The sequence below is a fragment of the Microbacterium hibisci genome (genome assembly GCF_015278255.1).
Classification (GTDB): domain Bacteria; phylum Actinomycetota; class Actinomycetes; order Actinomycetales; family Microbacteriaceae; genus Microbacterium; species Microbacterium hibisci.
On record NZ_JADIJC010000001.1, the window covers coordinates 67,975 to 87,837 of the forward strand.

Consider the following 19,863-nt stretch of genomic DNA (forward strand, 5'->3'; position numbering starts at 1 on the left):
GTGCGCAGCGCCCGGCCCCGATCGATGTCAGCATGCGTGCACGTATGTGTGCACTCGGCCATGAAATCCGCGGAATCACACGGAATCCGCGTCGTATCCCGCTTGTCTACGGATCAGAAAAGTTGGGACACCGCCGTTCGAGCATGCCGAGGTCCACACGTCTTGCAGATCGAGGCGCGCACCCGCTGACGCGGGCGCGCGGGCACCACCTCTCGTATGAGGAGAGGCGGAGCCGGGTGTCGGTGTCGATGCGGGTGATGAGTGCGGGGGATGGCTACAAGTACCTCCTCCGCACCGTTGCCGCCGCGGACGGTGATCGACCGCTATCAACGCCGCTGACCCGCTATTACGCCGAGGCAGGCACGCCGCCAGGACGCTGGCTCGGTGGCGGACTGCCGGCGCTGGCCGACGGCGGGATCGACGCCGGGTCACGGGTATCCGAAGCACAACTCGAGCTGCTCTTGGGAATGGGTCGCGATCCCGGAACGGGTGCTCCGCTCGGCCGGGCCTACCCCGAGTACGCAGCATCGGAGGCGAGCCCAGATCGTCCGAGCGCAGGTGCCCCTGCGCCCACCCGGCGCCGCGCCGTCGCCGGCTATGACTTCACCTTCTCCCTGCCGAAGTCCGCCTCCGTCCTGTGGGCTGTCGCCGATGCCAACACGCAGACCACGATCTCCGCCGCGCACCATAAGGCGATCGACGACGTGCTCGAGTCGGTGGAGTACGCGGCTGATTCTCGATACGAGGCAGAGAACGGCTAGAACGCACGAAAGCTCTCGAATGCGGACGGGACGAGCTGGTGGCTTCGCGATGACTCGCCGTCGGCGTCGTTGCCGCCATAACCCGCGGGGATTCCGGATGCGCGATAGCCGAGCGTCATCGCGCGAGTGCTCGCAAGCGGATCGATCTGGTCGGGAGCAAATGCGCCTAGGGTGATCTCGTGACAGAGACCGCGCCGTCGATCCGACCTGCGCGCGCGGCGACGGTTTGGACCGACGCCGGTGCGCTGACGTCACTCGCTGCGTTGTTGCTCATGTTCGGCGTCGTCATGGTCGCACTCGGGGTCTCCGACTACGACCGCACCGAAGGCACCATCGGCGTCGTCATCGGTGTGGCCTCGCTGCTCGGTTGGATGACGCTCGTCGCGGCGGGCGGGATCGTCCTCGCCCGGGGCCGGCAACGTGCACTCGGTGTCATTCCCATCCTCGCGACGCTCGGCTGGTGTGCGGTCGCGGCCGGGCTGATGATGAGCGGATCGACCAGTGCGATCCTGATCGCGACACCGCTTCCCCCGGTCATCTCGATCTCCGTGATGACCGCTGGCACCATCCCGGCCGCGGTCATTCTGCTGCTCACGAGCATCGTGTTGCGCCTCGTGCGCCGGCGCGATTCGTCGGCACCCGTCACCTGACATGGACAGCGGTAGCAAGCCGAGTCGGACTGGTCCAGATTCAAATGCCCCGTCGCGGCCCGGGGGCTGCACGCTCGCAGACCTCCCCTCAGCGCGCATTGCGCGAATAGGGATCGTCGGTGAGATTCACAGGCGGAGTCCGTACGAGCGGCGTGCAGTTCGTTGTCTCTCAAATCCGAAGCGCGCCGGTGGTGCCATGGACTCCAACGCGCCCTCAAGAACTGGATCGAAGTGACGCAGGAGGGCCACGTACCCGAAGTGACGGTTATAGGTCAGGGCGTATCCTGATCCGTCGCCGCGGATGACGCGGTCAGTGGGACTCTGGGGAATCTCGTCGTATACGTATCCGTTGACCAGCGCGGCATCCCTGGTCTGATCGCCGTAGTCCCATTGGGACAGATGATGGATCGCCGCCTCGGGTCCATTCCGGTCGATCATGTCGAGCGCGGTGTCAGCTTCCTCGCCCTGCAAGAAGACGATGCTCATCCAGCGCCGCTCGACTGGTGGCGCGACCGACGACTCCGTCGCGATGGACTTCGCCGTCGTGGTGATGCTGTTCATTTGAAGCCCTCATCTCTATTTCTCCATAGAGAAGGTGCGCGACCGCTCACCGGTCTCGGACAGCCACACTGAGGCGATCTCTGCTGGCCCCGCTTCGCTCGAGCACGTGGCGCGACGAGGCGATCTGCGAGCTGAACCTCGCGCTCGCAGGCGAGTGGTCCGAGATCGGTAGTGCGAGGGTGTGAAGTCCGTGTTGCCAGAGGGGTGAAGGAGCTGCGTCGCGGGGGAGCAGGCCATCTATTTGCCACCTCAATCACCCAGGGACGACCCGAGGAAACCGGATACAATCGGAAAACTCGAACCGTCCGGTTCCCTGTCAGCACAAGGGAACTCGAGGGTTCCCAAGACATCCGGATGGGGTCGGAAATCGCCCGAACTCTCCAAGGGGTCGCAGGTTCAAATCCTGTCATCCCGACAGACAGGCCCGGAACTTCGCAAGAGGTTCCGGGCCTTCTTCGTGCGCCCTCCTCGCCGGGCGATCCCCGAGTGCGGCGCGCCCGGAGGTCGCCACGCGAACAGCGAGGGCCTTGCCGCCGACTACGCTGGATCCGATGGGGAACACGCGCGCTGAGGCCGCATATCTGCGAGCGCTCGCCGCGTTCAAGACGCCGACCCTCGACCTGCTGCACGGTCGCCACGCGCCGTTCGTCGTCGCCGCGCTCTCGGTGGTCTTCACCGTCGATCGCCCCACCGTCGCCGTCTCCGACGCGCACGCCGAGATCTCCGAGATCCTCGATGAGCTGCGCGCAGCCGGCTACGACGAGGACGACCGCGTGCTGCCCTCGGGCACCGCGCGCGAGATCTGCCGGTATTGGGTGCGCGTGGGCTGGCTGGCGCCGCAGATCGACGGCGACGTCGAGGTGTACCGCCTCACCGCGCACGCCGTGAGCGCACTCGAGATCACGGGCCGCACCGGAGGCGGACGCACGCGCGTGTCCAATTCGCGCGTGCGGACGCTCCTCGAGGCCGTCGAGCGACTGGCGGCCGATTCCGAGACCGACCCGCAGGCGCGTATCGCCCGGCTCACCGCGGAGCGCGACGCGCTGGACGCCGAGATTCTTCGGATTCAGGCCGACGGCACCGCGCCCGTCGACGACGAGCAGCTGCTCGAAGCGGCCGAGAACGTGCTCCACCTGGCGCGCGAGCTGCCGGCCGATTTCGCGCGCGTGGCCGAGTCCATCAAGGCCATGCAGCGCGACGTCGTCGCCGACCTGCGTCGTGACGTCCGGCCCACCGGCGAGGTGCTCCGCGAGTACCTGGAGCGTGGCCAGCACGTCATGCAGTCGACCCCCGAGGGTCGCGCGTTCGCGGGTGCGCTGCGCCTGCTCGGCGACCCCGAGCGCATCGACGATCTCGCCGAGCAGCTGCACACGGTGCTGGCGCAGCCTTTCACGCGCCTGATGCACGCCGAGCAGCGCGCCGAGCTCGACGCCATCGGCCGCCGGGTCGAGCTCGGCGTGCTGGAGGTGCTGACGGCTCAGCGCCGCGCATCGCACGTGATCACCGGCCAGGTGCGCACGCACGACCCGGTGCGCGACCGGCAGGTCGACGACCTGCTGCGCGACGTCATGGCGGGCCTGCAGGCGTGGACCGCCAGCTCGTCGTCCGACGCGCCGGTCGAGCCGGTGCGCAGCCTGCCGATGGCGGGCGTCGGCCACCTGCGGCAGTCGGTGAGCGACATCCGGCCGCCCGGCATGCCCGCTGCGCTGGACGGCACGGTCGACGACGCGGAGTTCGTGGATGCCGACACCCGCGCGTGGGGCGGACCACGGTACGTCGAGCTCGAGGCCTATGTCGCCGGGCTCGGCGGCGAGTTCGACCTCGCCGCGGCGTTCGAGGGCACCGACGACGAGACGCGCCGCCCCGTGGACCTGCTGGGCCTGCTCGAGATCGCCCACCGCAACGGCATGAGCGAGGGCGACACCGTGTCGGTCGTCGAAGCCCTCCGCCCGGACGGCACAACCCGGCGTTTCGCGTTCGGCGCCGTGACCGCCCGCACCTCGAGAGGGAGCGATGATGACTGACAGGGCCGAAGACACCGCCTCCGAGACGGAGGGGGATGCCGCAGCCGAGGCCCCCGGCATCCCTCCCTTCATCGACCCCGTGTCGATGGAGGACGACCCCGATGAACTGTTCCCCGGCGACCGCGGCGTGCTCGACGCCGACGTGCGCCGCGTGCTGGTGCATCTGCTGCAGCGCCGCTTCGTGCAGGCCGACCGGCACCGCGAGACCTGGAAGCTGCTGCTCGACAACCAGCAGCTGATCGAGTCGCGCCTGAACGACCTGTTCGTGCGGCTCGTGGTCGACCACGACCGCGGCGTCGCCTACAAGCAGCAGGTGCGGTCGGACGAGTTCGACGTGCCGATCCTCTTGCGCGACTCGCCGTACTCGCGCGCCGAGACGCTGGTGCTCGTGCACCTGCGGACCGTGTACCAGCGTGAGTCGGCGGTCGGCGAGTCGTCGGCGCGCGTCGACATCGAGGACGTCGAGCAGACCGTGCTGAGCTACTTCGCGGAATCCGACGGCGACACCGCGCGCCGGCAGCGCGCGATCCGCAAGGCGATGGAGCGCCTCGACCGCGACGGCATCGTCGACGAGGAGTCCGTGGGTCGGTTCCGCATCAGCCCACTGGTTGAGATCGTGCTGAGCGCCGAGAAGCTGCGTGAGCTGCGCGACTGGCTGCGGCGGCAGGAGGCGCTTCCGGAACTGGAGGACGCCGACATCGACGCGGACGTCGACACCGAGCGCGACGCGGACGTCGACACCGAGCGCGACGCGGACGTCGACACCGAGCCCGACGCGGACGTCGAGCGCACGGAGCCGCAACTCGAGGAGTCTGTCCTGTGACGATGATCGACACGCTGTTCGGGCTCATCCCGGCGGCATCCCGGGGTCAGCAGTGGCTGGCCGAAGACCTGCAGCTCGTGAACTGGGGCGGCTACGACGGGGCGCACCGCGTGCGGTTCTCGCCGACGGCGACGCTCCTGTGCGGCGGGTCGGGATCGGGCAAGTCCACGCTGATGGACGCCTACATCGCCCTCATGATGCCGCACACGACGCCCTTCAACGGCGCCTCGAACGGGGGAGTGACCGGGCGCCCGCGCGGCGACGAGCAGCGGAACATCCTCTCGTACGGCCGTGGCAAGCTCGACGAGTCGCGCACCGAGGACGGCACGAAGATGCGGGTGCTGCGGGGCGACGGCGTCGACACGTGGACGGCCGTCGCGATGACCTGGCTCGACCACGACGGTTCGCGGTTCACCGCGGTGCGGGCGTGGTACATCCCGGCCGGTGCACGTGTGCTCGAAGACACCGTGCGCGTGCGGGCGACCGCCGACGCCGCGTTCGATCTCAGCTCACTGGAGCGCGCCGTGCCGCAGCGCTTCACCGACACGGCACTGCGGTCGGTGGGTCTCGACCCCCACGGTACCGACCGCGAGTTCTCGGCGCGTCTGCACGCGGTGCTCGGCATCGGCGCGGCCGGCGCCGGCTCGAAGGCGATGAGCCTGCTGGCACGCATCCAGGCCGGCCAGCAGATCACGACGGTCGACGACCTGTACAAGCGCCTCGTGCTCGAAGAGCCCGAGACGATGGCCACCGCCGACGCGGTCGTGGCGCACTTCGACGAGCTCGAGGGCACGCGCACCCGCATGCTGACGGCACGCCAGCAGGTGAGCACGCTCGAGCCGCTGCGCGACCTGCGCGAGAAGATCGCCACGGCCGCCGAGCGGGTGCGGCTGATCGACGAGATCGGCGACTTCTCGGACGCACGCTCGCTCGCGAGCCTGTGGCGCGCGAACCGGCGGCTCGAGCTGCTGCGTGAGGTCGAGGGCGAACTGCGCGACAGCAAGCGCACCGCCGACGTCGCGCTGCGCGAGAAGCGCGCGCTCGCCGATGCGGCGGAGGCCGAGCGCGAGGGCTTGTCCGACGTGCTGCGGCAGTCCGGCGGCGATCGCCTCGAGACCGCGCAGCGCGAGCTGCGCGAGGTGGAGCGGCGCCTGTCGATCGTCCAGGTGAACCGCATCCGCTTCGACGAGGACCTGCGCGCTCTGGATGAGACCGTGTCGGCGCGAGCGCAGTTCGACGCGCTCGTCGCGAGGGCGCGGACAGGGCTGGCGGATGCCGATGCCAAGCGCAGCGCGCGCAACGCGTTCTCGGACGCCGCGCTGGAGGTCAAGGCGGCGGAGGCCGAGGTCGCCGAGCTCGAGGCCGAACTCCGCCGGGCCGCCGGTCGGCGCGACAACATCCCGCGAGCGCTCCACGAGTCTCGCGAGCGGCTCGCCCGGGCGGCGGGCCTGGACCCCGAAGACCTGCCGTTCGTGGGCGAGCTCGTCGAGGTGCGCACCGAGTTCGAACCGTGGCGCGAGGCGTTCAACCTCGCGCTGGGCGGCTTCGCCACGACGCTGCTGATCGATGTCGCCCACCTTCCCGCGTTCCGCGCCGCGATCGACGCGGTGCGCACGCCGGCGCGCCTGCGCTACGAGGGCGTGCACACCGGACTCGATGCGAACGCCCGGCGCGACGCCGACACGCTGCCGGGACGCCTGGACTACCAGGCCGGTCCGTTCACGGGCTGGCTGCAGGAGCGCCTCGACGACCGCTTCGGCTTCGTCTGCGTCGATGCGCCGCGCGAGCTGTCGAAGCATCGCCGGGCGCTCACGATCACCGGCCAGATGTCGGACGGCAATCGCGGCGCGCATGGCGGCCACGGCCACGACAACGTGCTCGGCTTCTCGAACGAGCGCCGCCTGCACGTGCTCGCCGGCCGGCTCGAGACCGCGCGCGCTCGTGTCGAGCGGGCGACCGAGGCGGCGAAGACGGCCGAAGAGGCACTGGATGCCGTCGACGCACGCCTCGCCGTGTACTCGAAGATCGGCGACCTGACGTGGGATCTGCTCGACCTCGACGCGGTCATGGCGGAGCGCGACCGCTGGATGGCGGTGCAGGCCGACGTGACGGCATCCAATCCCGAGATCGCGCGCTTGCAGGGACAGATCGCCGCCGCGAAGGGCAAGGCGGCGAGTCTGCGCGAAGAGATCGGGCGCACCGAGTCGGAGCGTGAGCGGATCGAGGCGCGCTGGGGCGAGGTCACCGACGACGTCGACGCGACGCAGTCGATCATCGACGCCGCAGAGGACGACGACCGCGAGCTCGACGACGACCAGCGCGGGTTCCTCGATGCGCGGTTCACGCTGCGCGAGACCGCGGCCGCCGCGAGCCCGTCGGTGGTGCTCACCCGGTTCGACGCGGCGCTCGCGTCAGCCGCGCAGCGCCTCGACGAAGAGCGGTCGTCGGCCGTCACCGCACACGTCGAGCAGCGCGAGGCCGTTCGCCGCATCATGACGGGGTTCCTCGAGCGCTGGCCGAATCCGAACCTGCTGGCGGATCCCGACTCCTCGCTGGACGAGTTCGAGGGCATCCTCGAGGCGCTGCAGACCAGCGGGCTGCACGAGCTCGAGGCGGATTGGCGCGACAGCCTGCTGAAGCTGTCCGGAAACGACCTCACGAACCTCGACGCGACGCTGAGCCGTTCGCTGCGCGAGATCCGCGACCGCATCGAGCCGATCAACGAGATCATGCAGGACCTGCCGTTCTACGTCGACGATCACCGTCTGCAGATCACGACGCGCGAGAACCAGTCCGAGCCGCGCAAGCGATTCCGGCGCGAGTTGCGCGAGGTGCGCGGACTCATCGACGCGGCCGCGTCGGATGAGGATCGCGAGCACGTGTATCGCCGCATGACGCGCCTGATCGGCCGCATGCGCCGCTCCGCGCCCGACTTCGGCGACCTTGTCGACGTCCGCAACCACGTGCGGGTCAGCGCCGAGCGCATCGATGCGACGACGAAGGAGCACGTGGCCCTCTACGACCACATCGGCGAGAAGTCGGGCGGAGAGTCGCAGGAGCTCATCGCGTTCATCGTGGGCGCGGCGCTGAGATACCAGCTGGGGGATGCCGGTGCCGAGCGTCCGCGCTACGCGCCGGTGTTCATGGACGAGGCGCTCATCAAGGCCGACGCGCACTTCACCAAGCGCGCGATCGGCGCGTGGCGCGGACTCGGCTTCCAGCTGGTGATCGGCGCGCCGAACGACAAGTACAGCGCGATCGAGCCGCACGTCGATGTCGAGTACGACATCCTCAAAGACACCCGCGGCCGCTCCTGGGCGAAGCTCAAGGTCGGCCTGCCCGAGCAGCCCGCGTAGCCGGCTCAGCGGTTCAGCGGCTCAGCGGCGGCGGCGCTGTCGGTGCCGGCGGCTCAGCGGCTCAGCCAGACGCCCTCGATGGGGATCTCGCGGCCCAGCACCCTCTCGGCGGCGCGGTGCCCCGAGAACATGGCGGCCGGCACCGTCGCGGGGTCGTCGGTCCAGGTGGCCTCCCCGGCGAGGTGGAGCACGCCGCCGACGGGCGTCGCGAGGTCATCGTGGTCGGCGGTGGTCGAGCCGACCGTCATGAAGGCGTACGAGCCGTGAGACCACGGGTCGTCCTGCCAGTCGGTGACGTGCACCGACGTCGGCTTCTCGACCCGATCGCCGTAGAGGCGACGCAGCTGCTCGAGGATCGACTCGACGATCTCGTCCTCGGTCCAGTCCCACGTCTCGACAGCGGCGGGGCCGGCTGCGAACGTCAGCAGCGTCGGGGTGTCGTGCAGCGCCGTCAGGTCGTACCACGAGTGCCACCATCTGGCCTCGGGGCCCTGCTGCCGGATCGCGTACACGCCGTCGTCCCAGAACTTCGTCGGGAACCGCAGGAAGACCTTCTCGAACGCGTTCATCCTCAGGCGGCTCAGCGCTCCCGCGATCGGCTCGGGGAGCGCCGGCTCGATGACGAAGTCCTCCGACTGCAGCACACCGACGGGCACGGTCACGATCGCGTTGTCGGCGGAGAACACGCCGTGGTCCGTCGTGACGACGACGCCCTCCGACGACCACTGCACGCGCGAGACGACGTGGATGAGGCGGATGTCGAGCCCCTCGGCGAGCCGTCGCGGAAGGCGGTCGTAGCCGTCGGGGAACACCACCTCGTCCCCGTCGATGGAGTCGTCGTCGAGTCCGTGCGCCGCGAGCTCGTCGATCCACGCCCCGTACTGCTCCTCGGAGCGGTGCTCCAGGTATTCGCGCACGCGCTGCGTGCGCTCGTCGTCCCAGCCCTGAGCCGCGAGCGCCGCCTCGGTGACATCGCGATACGAGGCGTCGGGGGCGGATGCCGCGACCACGTCGATCAGCGCCGCGTCGACGGCGTGGATGTCGGCGATGTACGCGCGGGTCGCGGCATCCGTCAATCGCGTCCCGTCGGGTCCGTAGTACGCGATCGGGCGGCTGTCGGACTGGTAGCCGCCGACCGTGAACTCGGCCATGGGCATGCCGAAAGCCGCCGCCGCGGCGGCGACGGGTGAGTCGGTGATGCCGTGGATCCATGAGGCGCCGAGGTCGGTCGTCAGCCCGAAGCGGCGGTCGGTCGACACCCGACCGCCCACGCGGTCGCGCGCCTCGAGCACGATCACGTCGCGGCCCTCCTCGACGAGAAGATGCGCGGCGGTGAGACCCGCGACGCCCGCGCCGATCACGATCGTGTCGAAGTGGTCCATGGGTCCGCCTTCCGGTGCGGCGCTGCGCCGCGCCTTCCGACGCTACCGTTTCCGCGGCGTGGGTCGGCATCGGCCGGCACCGCGGCGCGGTCATGAGAGTCTGGGCGCATGACCTCGCCCGCCCCGCGCTCGGCGCACGGATCGACGCTCGTCATCCGTCAGGAGGAGCGGGCGGATGCCGCCACCGACCTCGAGCGGTCCGTCGAGCTCCTGCGCGCGGTTGCCGCGGGAACGATCACGCAGCCGCGGGTGGTCCGTGTGTACGCGCCGGTCGCGACCGTCGCGATGAGCCGGCGCGAGAGCCGCCTGCCGGGGTTCGCGAGCGCTCGGCGGTCGACTGTCGCCCGCGGGTTCACGCCGGTCATCCGTCCGACGGGCGGGCGGGCCGTCGGCTACGACGAGACGTGCATCGTCTTCGACGTCGTCGTGCGGGAGGCGGAGGGATCGATCGATCAAGCCCGCTTCTTCCGTGACATCGGCAACGCCCTCACCGGCGCGCTGCGCGGCCTCGGCGTCGACGCCCGGGTCGGGGACGTGCCTGGCGAGTACTGTCCGGGCGAGTTCAGCGTCAACGCCCGCGGCGCCGTCAAGCTCATCGGCACCTCGCAGCGGGCCGTGCGCGGAGCGAGGCTGCTGAGCGGGATGCTGCCGCTCGCGGGGGTGGAGCGCTTCACCGACGTGCTTCTCGCGGTGAACGAGGCGCTCGGTCTGGACTGGGACCCCGCGACGTTCGGCACTCTCGGTGTGGAGGCGGCCGACGTGCCGCGGGCGCTCGTCGAGGACGCGCTCGTCGACGCACTGGCTCGCGGTTAGCGCGGTCTGCGCGCGGCGGCAACCCCCTGCACAGCTCGTCGCCGGCGGCGCAGTGTGGAAGGACTGCAGAGGAGGACGCCATGAGCGACTATGCACGCGACGCAGAACCCCTGGACCCCGACGTCACGACGACGGGGACGGATGCCGCACCCCACACCGCGACCGCCGACCACGAGGTGATCCGGGCCTGGGCGGAGGACCGCCACGCCTCCCCGGCCACCGTCGAGGGCACGGAGCACGACGGCCGGGTCGGAGAGCTCCGCCTGGACTTCGACTTCGGGAACGACCTGGAGGAGCTGCGCACCATCACCTGGGACGAGTGGTTCGCCGCGTTCGATGAACGCGGACTCGAGTTCGTCTTCCAGGAGACCGACCGCGCGGACGGGTCACGGTCGAACGACTTCCGCCTGGAGACCCGCGGGGCGACGCGCTGATCGGAGCCCGCGGAGCGGCATCCGTGCCGGCGTGCGCGAGACTGAACGTATGGGTTTCACGCGCGCCGAGCTGGAGTCGTTCCGCGGGCGCACGATCACCGACCTCATGCCCGAGCACCCGAAGCTGGTGCTCGTCGGCATCAACCCGGGGCTTTACACCGCCGCGACGGGCGTGCCGTTCGCGCATCCGGGCAATCGCTTCTACCCGGCCCTGGTCGCGGCGGGCATCATCCCGCGGCTTCCGCGCATCGACGACGACGGAATGGCGGAGGTCGACCGCCGCATGCTGACGGACGCCGGCGTGGGGATCTCGAGCATCGTACGGCGGGCGACCGCGCGCGCGGACGAGCTGGACCGCGCCGAACTGCGCGACGGGGCGGATCGGCTGGAGCAGGATTCCGCGCGCTGGGGAGCCCGCGTGGTGGCGATCCTGGGCCTGACGGCGTACCGCCAGGGGTTCGGCCGTCCTCGCTCCCGCGCCGGACGCCAGCCCGAGCGGCTCGGTGGCGCGGAACTGTGGGTGGTTCCCAACCCGAGCGGATTGAACGCGCACGTCACCGTGGCGACGCTCGCCGATGCCTACGCTGAACCGGCGCGCGCGGCGGGAGTGATCCCGTGACCGCTGAGGCCGGCGAAGGGGCGAGTGCGGCGACGGCGCCAGCGCGAGGGCCTGGCCGTCGGCGGCGGCTGGTGGCCTCGCTCCTGCTGCTCGCGACGGTCGGCGCGGGTCTCCTCGTGCATGCGGTGCTTCCAGACTCCGCGGGGAGCGACATCGCGGGCGATGCGCTGTACGCCGTCGCGGCCTACCTCGCGGTGGTCATCCTCGCGCCGCGGATGGGGGCGCTTGCCGCAGGTGGCATCGCCGCGGCGTGGTGCGTGGCGGTCGAATTGTTCCAGCTCACCGGCCTGCCCCTCGCGTGGGGCGCGGCCTTCCCTCCGGCGATGCTCGTCCTCGGCACGGTGTTCGACCCGCGCGACCTCGTCGTCTACGTCGTGACGATCGCGCTCGCGGCAGCGGTCGACGCGGCTCTCCGTCGGTCGGTGCTGAAGGCGGGCTGAGGGCGTTTCGTCGCGCTTGTTCCTCGCTCGCTCAACGGCCGCCGCTCGTTGAGCCGGAGGGCGCTCTAGCGCCCGCAACGAAACGCCTCGGCGGTTGGGCCGGTGTTGCGGCCGGGCTGAGGGCGTTTCGTCTCGCTCGTTCCTCGCTCGCTCAACGGCCGGTGGGATGGGTCGGTTTCCGGCCGTTGAGCGGAGGGCGCTCTAGCGCCCGCAGACGAAACGCCTCGGCGGCGGCGGACGCCCGGGATCGATGGGGTGCGATCGGGGTCTGTGTTGCGGGCGGGCTGAGGGCGTTTCGTCTCGCTCGTTCCTCGCTCGCTCAACGGCCGGTGGGATGGGTCGGTTTCCGGTCGTTGAGCGGAGGGTGCCCCAGCGCCCGCAGACGAAACGCCTCGGCGGCGGCAGACGCCCGGGATCGATGGGGTGCGATCGGGGCCGGTGTTGCGGCCGGGCTGGGGGCGTTTCGTCTCGCTCGTTCCTCGCTCGCTCAACGGCCGGGGGGAGGGCTTGGTTGGCGGTCGTTGAGCGGAGGGCGCTCTAGCGCCCGCAGACGAAACGCATTGGCGATGCCGGACGCCTCGGGATTGACGGGGCTGCGATCGGGGGCCGGTGTTGCGGCCGGGCTGGGGGCGTTTCGTCTCGCTCGTTCCTCGCTCGCTCAACGGCCGGTGGGAGGGGTTGGTTTCCGGTCGTTGAGCGGAGGGTGCCCCAGCGCCCGCAGACGAAACGCCTCGGCGATGCCGGACGCCTCGGGATTGACGGGGCTGCGATCGGGGCCGGTGTTGCGGCCGGGCTGGGGGCGTTTCGTCTCGCTCGTTCCTCGCTCGCTCAACGGCCGGGGCGAGGGGTCGGTTTCCGGCCGTTGAGCGGAGGGCGCTCTCGCGCCCGCAGACGAAACGCATCGGCGATGCCGGACGCCTCGGGATTGAGGGGGTTCGACCGGGGCCGATATTGCGGGCGGACTGGCGCGTTTCGTCTCGCTCGGTTCTCGCTCGCTCAACGGCCGGGGGAGTCGGGGCCGGAGTTGCGGGCGCGGGCGACCTGGATGCCGCGCTGCGAGGTCGGGAAGCGGTCGAGCATCTCTCTGAGCTCGGCGGCATCGACGTCGGCGCCGAACGCCTCGGCGCCGGGCTCGAGCATGATGCCTGCGGCGAGCGGACCGGCGGGCACCGGATCGAACCCCAGCTCGTCGACGAGCCGCATCACGGCGGCCACGGCCTCCTGATCGTCGCCCGCGACGGCGATGGCCTTGCGACCGGGGGCGCCGGCGGGCCTCGCTTCGTCGGCGAGGTCGCGGTACCCCATGTGGTTGAAGGCCTTCACGACGCGCGCCTCCGGCAGCGCCCGCTGCACGGTCTCGCTGGTCGACGTGCGCAGGTCGGCGAAGTCGGGAAGGAGGCCGTCGACCTCCCACCAATAGTTCATCGCGTCGATCACGATCTTGCCGCCGAAATCGGCAGCCGACAGCACGCGGTGCTGGGGGAGCGGCAGCGCGAGGATGACGACATCGGCGCCGCGTGCGACCGTCGCCGCGTCGATCGCCCTCGCACCCGGCGCGACCGCCTCGATCGTGCGCGCGATCCGCGCCGGATCCGCCGAGCCGGCGATGAGCACCTCATGGCCCGCGATTCGCGCGAGTCGGGCGAGCACCTGCCCGACCCGTCCGGCGCCGATGATTCCCACAGCGCCGATTCCCATCGCGCCGATCCCGGGGGCGCCGCCGCCGACCACGCCGCCGCCGCCGACCGCGCCGCCGCCGACCGCGCCGCCGCCGACCGCGCCGCCTTCCATGCTCACCGGCCCAGGCTAGCCAGCCACCGGCGGTTGCGGCATCCGTCGTCCCGACCGACCATGGGGAGATGGGGGATGCCGAGACGGGCGAGCCGCCGGCCGACCGGCCGGATGGGGAGCCGCACGGCGACGGGCCGCAGGACGTCGCACCGCACGGCGACGGGCCGCAGGGCGTCGCGCCGCACGGCGACGAGCCGCCGCCGGATCGCCGGCGCGCGTGGCTGCTCGTCGTGCTCGCCGCGCTGCTGCTGGTCGCCGGCATCCTCGTGGTGTGGCTGCTGCAGTCGCCCGGCACCGAGGCGTCCGCGCCCCCGGCGGCGACCACCGCGGCACCCACCCGAAGCCCAACCCCGGCTCCGACGCCCACCCCGACACCGACTCCGACCCCCACGCCGACCGGATTCGCGGCGAACGCCACGGCGTACGACGTGACGACGCTGCCGCAGGTGAACGTGTTCGCGGTGATCCCGGCGCTCTCGGTCGACGATGCGGCCTCTGCGCCGCCGCTCGCGGTGCGGGCGGTCGCGAGGGGCATCGGCGCGCCGGTGTGGACTGATCCGACGCGCGAGCCCGTCGCCTACCTGCCGCGCGAGTATCCGTACGACGGCACCTCGGTGCCGGTCGTCGAGCAGCAGGAGCACTGGGTCAAGGTCTTGCTCACGGGCCGGCAGGCCGTGCCGTCGCAGGGCAACCCGGCGCAGGTCGCGGGCTGGCTGCGCGTGGCCGATGTCGACCTCGCCGCCGACGACGCCAGCGTCGTCGTGAGCATCTCGGGACGCACCATCGACGTCGTCCGTGGCGGCGTCGCCGAGCGCATCGCCACCGACTTCGCGTGGGGCACCGACGCCACACCGACCCCGATGGGCCGCACGTTCATCATGACGACGCGGACCGTGCCGGAGTACGGCTACACCCGGGGCCACCCGATCGTGTACTGGGCGGTGCAGTCTCCGACTCTCGACGGCTTCGGCGGAGCGGATGTCGCGGTGGCGGCCTTCCACTATCACGACGCGCGTTCGGGGCCGATCTCGAACGGCTGCATCCGCGTCGACGCCGCCGCGATCACGCGGCTCGCCGAGCTTCCCCTCGGCACGCCGGTGATCGTCAACCCCTGAGCGCGCCCGCGGGGTTCACACGAACGGCCGGGACACGTCGATGATGCGTCGCAGGCACAGCTCGACCGCCGCGCCCGCCGCGATCTCGGCTCGGGTGCCTGGCACGGGCTCGCCGAGCGCGCGCTGATAGTTCGCCAGCGCGTCGGTCGCGGCGCGCAGCCGGCCGGATGCGTCCGGATCGCCGAGCGGCGTCGCCACGAGCTCCGCGGCGGCGCGGATGGCGCGGGCGAGATCGTCACGGACCGCGGCGGTGAAGTCGGCATTGCCGGAGGCCTGCATCTCCAGCAGCAGGTCGATGAGGTCGCGGGTGAGGAACGCGGCGCGCTCGAGCGCCTCCATGCGCCGGGTGTTCTCCTCGCGCTCGTCCCCGTGCCGGCGACGGCGAGGGTTCGCGCGGGCGCTCTCGTCCGCCTCATCGACGTCGGCGGTGACCGCGTCGCGCGTCTCGCCGAGGGCGTCGAGCCGGGCGATGAAGCGATCGGGGTTGATCTGATCGTCGGCCACGGCGGTCGCGGCATCCGTCAGCAGATCGGTGACCGTGTCGCGCAGTGCCGACAGCCGCTCGCTCGCCCTGCGCAAGTAGAGCGGGGGCACCACGATGAGGTTCACCGCGATTCCCACGATCACGCCGAACGCGACCGTTCCCAGGTACGAGATGGAGAACTCCTCGGGGTCGGTCGCGCCGCCGATGAGCAGCACGAACAGCGCGGCGAGCGGGGCCCAGTCGCCGCCGTCCCCGAGCAGCCGCAGTCCGCCCAGCAGCACGCCCACGCCGATCACCGCGCCCAGCACCACGCCGCCCGGCACACCCAGCCGCAGCGCCGCGACTCCCGAGAGGCCGAGCCCGATGCCCACCGCGAGGCCGATCATCACCTGGAAGCCGACCCTCGCCGAGCGGGCGACCGTCGGGTACATCGTCACGAGCGCGCCGAGCGGCGCGTAGTACGAGTACTGGTCGTCGAGGAAAGGAATGAGCGGTGCGAGGTACCAGGCCAGCACCGCCGCGAGCGACGTCTTGATCGCGAGCAGCAGGCGAGGCTGCTGGGCGAGCCGCGCCGTGTACGAGACCGCCCGTCTCAGGGGCTCAGTGCGCTCGGAAATGCCCGTCTCCTCCCGTAGACCGAAGGCCACGATAGCCACCGTCTGCGAACGCATCGGCGGGGTTGCGCCCGCGACCCTTCCGCGTTAACCGAGCGCGATCCCGACTGTCGTGGACGACTGGGTGCAGCGGGGGCGTGGGATGCTGGAACCCCTCCCGCCTCTCGGATTGAAGGATCCTCATGCAGCAGCGCGCACTCGGACGCACCGGACGCTCGGTCTCGGCCGTCGGCCTCGGCACCTGGCAGCTCGGCGCCGACTGGGGTGCCGTGTCGGAGGAGGAGGCGGAGCGGGTGCTCGCGGCATCCGTCGATCGCGGCGTCACCCTCTTCGACACCGCCGACGTCTACGGCGACGGGCGGAGCGAGTCGCTCATCGGCCGCTTCCTCGCCGCACGCCCGGGGCACGGCGTCACCGTCGCCACCAAGATGGGCCGCCGCCTCGCGCAGGAGCCCGAGAACTACACACCCGAGAACTTCCGGGCCTGGACCGATCGCTCGCGCGCGAACCTCGGCGTCGACACGCTGGATCTCGTGCAGCTGCACTGTCCACCGACCGCGGTCATCGAGGACGACGCCACGTACGACGCCCTCGACGCACTCGTCGCCGACGGCACGATCGCCGCTTACGGCGTGTCGGTCGAGACGTGCGCGCAGGCGCTCGCCGCGATCTCGCGGCCGAACGTCACGAACGTGCAGATCATCTTCAACCCGTTCCGGCTCAAGCCGCTCGACGAGGTGCTGCCCGCCGCCGAGGCGGCGGGCGTCGCGATCTTCGCGCGCGTGCCTCTCGCGTCGGGCCTGCTGTCGGGCCGGTACACCGCCGAGACGACGTTCGCCGCCAACGACCACCGCACCTACAACCGGCACGGCGAGGCGTTCGACCGTGGCGAGACGTTCTCTGGCGTCGACTTCGAGACCGGGCTCGCTGCCGCGGCCGAGCTGGCCGCAGCGCTGCCCGAGGGGGTGTCGCTGCCCGCCGCAACGCTGGCGTGGATCGCCGCGCAGCCGGGAGTCACGAGCGTCATCCCGGGCGCGCGCAACGTCCGCCAGGCGGAGTCCAACGCGACGGCCGGCGAGCTCCTCGAAGACGGCTTCGACATCGGCGCGTTCGACCGCGTGGTCCGCGAGGTCTACGACCGCGACCTGCGCGCGTCGATCCACCCGCTCTGGTGAGTTCCACCGCCGGTCGTTGAGCGAGCGAAGCGAGACGAAACGCGCCTGACCTTGCGCAAGGTCAGGCGCGTTCCGTCTTCGGGCGCCGGAGCGCCCTCCGCTCACGGCCGCTTGGTCTACGGCAGCGGGTAGTCCACCACGAACTGCGGCGTGCCGGTGTTGGTGTTGTCGGCCTGTCCGCCCACGCCGTTGACGACGTGCCGGACGGTTCCGGCAGACAGGTTCACCGTCATGATGTGGTGAAGCTGCACGCCCGGGGCCTCGGGCACCTCGAACCCGTTCTCGGTGATGATCGACGGGTTGTTCTGGTTGAACACGTACACGCCGGCGCCGTCGAGGCGGTGCGTCGTGACGTCGTCGGCGACCTTGTAGCCCGGGTAGCCGAGGGTGCCGTCGGGCTGGGTCCAGTCCGCCTGCGTCGGCGGGTCGTACGGCAGCTCGTTCTGGTACAGGATCACACGGCCGTTCTCACCGTTCCACAGCGTGTTGTACTGCTGGAAGTGCTCGACGAACAGTCCGGTCGCCGTCACGTCGTCACCGTTGACGATGACGCCGTTGGTGCCGGTGTTGGTCGCCCAGCGCTCGTTGTCACCGTTGACGCCGTCCGTCGGGTCGAAGCCCTCGACGCCGTGGTCGCCGCGCCACACCCAGGTGTGGTCGATGAGCACGTCGTCGGCGTTGATCTCGAGCGCCGTGGTCGTCTTGCCGATGTGCGGGCCGCCGACGCGGAAGTACACGTCGCTCAGCGTGATCGGGTTGGACGGGTCGAGCTTCTTGCCGCCGTTCGCCTTGCCGACGCGCAGCAGCACCGGCGAGAGCTCGGTGCCGGCGTCGATCGTGACGCCCGCGACGACGATGCCGTCGGCGTCGTTCACCTCGAGCGGCACGGCGCCGCCGACCGCGGTGAGGGTCGCGTGGCCGAGTCCGAGCACCACCGTGCCGGCGCGCTTGACCTGGATCGTCTTGTCGATGTCGTACACGCCCGGCGTGAAGATCAGGTGCTGGCCGCGGGCGAGCGCGTTGTTGATGTCCTTCACCGAGTCGGCGGGGGTCGCGATGTAGAAGTCGGTGATCGGGATGCTGCGTCCCGCCGTCTCGCCGTCGGCCCAGCTGATCCCGCTCGAGTCCTGCTGCGCGGCGGGCACGCGGACGTTGTAGCGCCCGTCATCATCCACGTACAGGTACGGCTTCTCGCGGCTGAGCGGCGTCTCGTCGACGGTCGTGTAGGGCGGGTTCGGGAACGCGGAGTCGTCGGGAGCCCCGACGACACCCGAGAACACCTGGTTCCATACCGCGTTCGACCAGCTGCCGACCTCGCTGTTGCGGATCAGCCACTGCTGCTGCGAGCCGTTCACGACGGCGGGCAGGCGCGAATCGGCGATGAAGCCGCCACTGGCGTACTGCGGACCGGCCGTGCAGTAGTCCATCAGCGATAGCGTGCCGCCCGACACGTCGAGGCGCCGCATCGACACCGCCTGCGACACCGCCCAGAACTCCGCGCTCTGGCGGCAGCCGTCCTGCCCTGCCTTGTCGATGTCGATCGACAGGTTCGAGATCGTGCGCCAGAAGTTCACCAGCGCGAGGCAGTTGCTCGTGCCGCCGTCGGCGAGGCACCGGTTGTAGACCTCCACGGCGCCGTGCACGGTGACGTCTTCGGGTGACGCGCCCAGACCGGCGATCTCGGTGTAGTAGCCCACCTTCACCCGGAGGGGCTCGGCGGCCGAGCCGTACTCGCCGGGAAGGAAGTACACCGCGTGGCGGGCCGTGCCCATCTCGGCGTCGACCTGCTGGGCGTGCAGCGCGTCGAGCTCGGCGCGGATCTCGGCGACGGGAGTGTCGGGGGAGTAGATGGTGACGTTCGGCCCGAAGTCGGGGTGATAGGGGTCCACCGCGCGCGGCGGCGCGGCGACGGCCGGCGTGACCAGCAGCGCGCTCGCGATGAGCGCGGCGCCGGCGGCCACCGCAGCGATCCGCGCGGACCGTGCCGTGCGGGGCGCCGAGCTCGCCGGGGAGTGGGGAACGGGGGCGGGCATGGGGAGTCCTCTCCGTTGAGGTGATGAAGCGGCGGGATGCCGGTTACTTACCGGACTGTAACCAAACGTGAGAGCGGTCTCAAGACCCAGATTCCGGAGAACGCTTGCTCGATTCAGAAGTCGATGCGCATGACGACGCGACGCTTGGTGGGGTGCGAGACCTCGCGATAGCCCGCCGCCAGGAAGGGCCCGAGGGCGCCGACGCTCATCTCGTCCCAGGTCACCTTGCTGCCGCCCGTCAGCAGCGGGTAGCCCTCGACGGCCGCCGCACCGCGGGCGCGGGCATGTTCGGTCGCCGCCACGACGAGCGGGTAGGTGAGGCCTTCGCCCCGGTGACCCCGGCGCACGACCATGCACGGGATCGCCCAGACGGTGTCGTCGTCGGGATCCTCGCTGCGTCCCTGCCAGGGGACGGGCGATCCTCGTACCCGGCCGTAGACGCCGCGACGATCGACAGCGCACCACGCGACAGGTTCGTCCCCGTCGTAGCCGACGATGCCGATCGTCTCCGTGGCACGGGGGTCGTCGCAGTGCGCCTCGGCGCGGAGGATGGCCGCGCGCTCGGTCTCGGGCAGGTGCCACCAGTCGTGGTCGCCGAGCCGCTGGCGCTGGCACTGGCAGCGGCCGGCGACGCCCGTGAGGATGGTCTGCAGATCGTCCCACGAGGCCTCGTTGGCGGGGACGAAGCGCAGCGCGTTCATGGCGGCAGAGTATCGCTGCGCGCCGACACCCACGCGCCGACACCCACGCGCCGACGGCGCACGGACGAGCGACCGGCTCAGCGTCCA

Annotated in this window: 16 protein-coding genes and 1 pseudogene; 11 read left to right on the forward strand and 6 right to left on the reverse strand. The window is 71.0% G+C overall.

All coding sequences use genetic code 11. The features are described 5' to 3' along the window. Nucleotides 1-236 precede the first annotated feature (236 nt). A pseudogene (locus tag IM770_RS00335) lies at nucleotides 237-722 on the forward strand (relaxase domain-containing protein); the annotation flags it as partial. A 218-nt stretch (nucleotides 723-940) separates the two neighbouring features. Then, on the forward strand, nucleotides 941-1,411 hold the full coding sequence (locus IM770_RS00340; protein ID WP_203579167.1) for a hypothetical protein: 471 nt from the start codon (nucleotides 941-943) through the stop codon (nucleotides 1,409-1,411). A 126-nt stretch (nucleotides 1,412-1,537) separates the two neighbouring features. Here IM770_RS00340 and IM770_RS00345 read toward each other — a convergent pair whose 3' ends face one another. Then, nucleotides 1,538-1,972 carry a hypothetical protein gene (locus IM770_RS00345; RefSeq protein WP_203579168.1) on the reverse strand — a complete coding sequence of 145 codons (435 nt, stop codon included), beginning with the start codon at nucleotides 1,970-1,972 and terminating at the stop codon, nucleotides 1,538-1,540. 551 nt (nucleotides 1,973-2,523) lie between these two features. Here IM770_RS00345 and IM770_RS00350 point away from each other — a divergent pair. From IM770_RS00350 to IM770_RS00360, 3 genes are read left to right on the forward strand one after another with little or no spacing between them, the layout of a single operon-like run. After that, complete coding sequence (locus IM770_RS00350; protein WP_203579169.1) at nucleotides 2,524-3,996, forward strand: DUF3375 domain-containing protein; 1,473 nt, start codon at nucleotides 2,524-2,526, stop codon at nucleotides 3,994-3,996. Next, nucleotides 3,989-4,819 carry a DUF4194 domain-containing protein gene (locus IM770_RS00355; RefSeq protein WP_372430621.1) on the forward strand — a complete coding sequence of 277 codons (831 nt, stop codon included), beginning with the start codon at nucleotides 3,989-3,991 and terminating at the stop codon, nucleotides 4,817-4,819. Before IM770_RS00350 ends, IM770_RS00355 begins: the two co-directional genes overlap by 8 nt. Further along, complete coding sequence (locus IM770_RS00360; protein WP_203579170.1) at nucleotides 4,816-8,175, forward strand: ATP-binding protein; 3,360 nt, start codon at nucleotides 4,816-4,818, stop codon at nucleotides 8,173-8,175. Before IM770_RS00355 ends, IM770_RS00360 begins: the two co-directional genes overlap by 4 nt. Before the next feature lie 53 nt (nucleotides 8,176-8,228). Here IM770_RS00360 and IM770_RS00365 read toward each other — a convergent pair whose 3' ends face one another. Further along, nucleotides 8,229-9,557: a flavin monoamine oxidase family protein gene (locus IM770_RS00365; RefSeq protein ID WP_203579171.1), complete on the reverse strand. Its 1,329-nt coding sequence runs from the start codon at nucleotides 9,555-9,557 to the stop codon at nucleotides 8,229-8,231. Nucleotides 9,558-9,665: 108 nt separating this feature from the next. On the opposite strand from IM770_RS00365, the gene IM770_RS00370 reads away from it, so the two are divergent. From IM770_RS00370 to IM770_RS00385, 4 genes are all read left to right on the forward strand, one after another. After that, on the forward strand, nucleotides 9,666-10,370 hold the full coding sequence (locus IM770_RS00370; protein WP_203579172.1) for a lipoyl protein ligase domain-containing protein: 705 nt from the start codon (nucleotides 9,666-9,668) through the stop codon (nucleotides 10,368-10,370). Between the two features lie 80 nt (nucleotides 10,371-10,450). Beyond that, complete coding sequence (locus IM770_RS00375) at nucleotides 10,451-10,804, forward strand: hypothetical protein (protein ID WP_203579173.1); 354 nt, start codon at nucleotides 10,451-10,453, stop codon at nucleotides 10,802-10,804. Between the two features lie 49 nt (nucleotides 10,805-10,853). After that, nucleotides 10,854-11,423, forward strand: a complete 570-nt coding sequence (locus tag IM770_RS00380) for a mismatch-specific DNA-glycosylase (RefSeq protein ID WP_203579174.1) — start codon at nucleotides 10,854-10,856, stop codon at nucleotides 11,421-11,423. Next, nucleotides 11,420-11,863 (forward strand): DUF2809 domain-containing protein, encoded by a 444-nt coding sequence (locus IM770_RS00385; protein WP_307785323.1) that lies wholly within the window; start codon nucleotides 11,420-11,422, stop codon nucleotides 11,861-11,863. The genes IM770_RS00380 and IM770_RS00385 overlap by 4 nt, the downstream gene beginning before the upstream one ends. A gap of 996 nt (nucleotides 11,864-12,859) precedes the next feature. On the opposite strand, the gene IM770_RS00390 is transcribed toward IM770_RS00385, so the two are convergent. Further along, on the reverse strand, nucleotides 12,860-13,654 hold the full coding sequence (locus IM770_RS00390) for an NADPH-dependent F420 reductase (protein ID WP_239065640.1): 795 nt from the start codon (nucleotides 13,652-13,654) through the stop codon (nucleotides 12,860-12,862). Between the two features lie 68 nt (nucleotides 13,655-13,722). On the opposite strand from IM770_RS00390, the gene IM770_RS00395 reads away from it, so the two are divergent. Continuing rightward, nucleotides 13,723-14,769 (forward strand): L,D-transpeptidase, encoded by a 1,047-nt coding sequence (locus IM770_RS00395; protein ID WP_203579175.1) that lies wholly within the window; start codon nucleotides 13,723-13,725, stop codon nucleotides 14,767-14,769. A 15-nt stretch (nucleotides 14,770-14,784) separates the two neighbouring features. Here the strand turns inward: IM770_RS00395 and IM770_RS00400 are convergent, their stop codons facing one another. Continuing rightward, nucleotides 14,785-15,900: an FUSC family protein gene (locus IM770_RS00400; RefSeq protein ID WP_307785324.1), complete on the reverse strand. Its 1,116-nt coding sequence runs from the start codon at nucleotides 15,898-15,900 to the stop codon at nucleotides 14,785-14,787. A gap of 149 nt (nucleotides 15,901-16,049) precedes the next feature. Here IM770_RS00400 and IM770_RS00405 point away from each other — a divergent pair, with 149 nt between their 5' ends. Then, nucleotides 16,050-17,042, forward strand: coding sequence for an aldo/keto reductase (locus IM770_RS00405; RefSeq protein ID WP_203579176.1), 993 nt, complete (start codon nucleotides 16,050-16,052; stop codon nucleotides 17,040-17,042). Between the two features lie 116 nt (nucleotides 17,043-17,158). On the opposite strand, the gene IM770_RS00410 is transcribed toward IM770_RS00405, so the two are convergent. Next, nucleotides 17,159-19,075, reverse strand: coding sequence for a pectate lyase-like domain-containing protein (locus IM770_RS00410; protein ID WP_239065592.1), 1,917 nt, complete (start codon nucleotides 19,073-19,075; stop codon nucleotides 17,159-17,161). A gap of 113 nt (nucleotides 19,076-19,188) precedes the next feature. Continuing rightward, nucleotides 19,189-19,776: a GNAT family N-acetyltransferase gene (locus tag IM770_RS00415; RefSeq protein WP_203579177.1), complete on the reverse strand. Its 588-nt coding sequence runs from the start codon at nucleotides 19,774-19,776 to the stop codon at nucleotides 19,189-19,191. Nucleotides 19,777-19,863: the final 87 nt, after the last annotated feature.

What these genes read in the sequence shown, in the direction of transcription:
- IM770_RS00405 (WP_203579176.1), top strand. Translation starts at nt 16,050, where the DNA reads ATGCAGCAGCGCGCACTCGGACGCACCGGACGCTCGGTCTCGGCCGTC.
- IM770_RS00380 (WP_203579174.1), top strand. Translation starts at nt 10,854, where the DNA reads ATGGGTTTCACGCGCGCCGAGCTGGAGTCGTTCCGCGGGCGCACGATC.
- IM770_RS00395 (WP_203579175.1), top strand. Translation starts at nt 13,723, where the DNA reads ATGGGGGATGCCGAGACGGGCGAGCCGCCGGCCGACCGGCCGGATGGG.
- IM770_RS00415 (WP_203579177.1), bottom strand. Translation starts at nt 19,776, where the DNA reads ATGAACGCGCTGCGCTTCGTCCCCGCCAACGAGGCCTCGTGGGACGAT.
- IM770_RS00370 (WP_203579172.1), top strand. Translation starts at nt 9,666, where the DNA reads ATGACCTCGCCCGCCCCGCGCTCGGCGCACGGATCGACGCTCGTCATC.
- IM770_RS00390 (WP_239065640.1), bottom strand. Translation starts at nt 13,654, where the DNA reads ATGGAAGGCGGCGCGGTCGGCGGCGGCGCGGTCGGCGGCGGCGCGGTC.
- IM770_RS00375 (WP_203579173.1), top strand. Translation starts at nt 10,451, where the DNA reads ATGAGCGACTATGCACGCGACGCAGAACCCCTGGACCCCGACGTCACG.
- IM770_RS00410 (WP_239065592.1), bottom strand. Translation starts at nt 19,075, where the DNA reads ATGCCCGCCCCCGTTCCCCACTCCCCGGCGAGCTCGGCGCCCCGCACG.
- IM770_RS00355 (WP_372430621.1), top strand. Translation starts at nt 3,989, where the DNA reads ATGACTGACAGGGCCGAAGACACCGCCTCCGAGACGGAGGGGGATGCC.
- IM770_RS00365 (WP_203579171.1), bottom strand. Translation starts at nt 9,557, where the DNA reads ATGGACCACTTCGACACGATCGTGATCGGCGCGGGCGTCGCGGGTCTC.
- IM770_RS00345 (WP_203579168.1), bottom strand. Translation starts at nt 1,972, where the DNA reads ATGAACAGCATCACCACGACGGCGAAGTCCATCGCGACGGAGTCGTCG.
- IM770_RS00350 (WP_203579169.1), top strand. Translation starts at nt 2,524, where the DNA reads ATGGGGAACACGCGCGCTGAGGCCGCATATCTGCGAGCGCTCGCCGCG.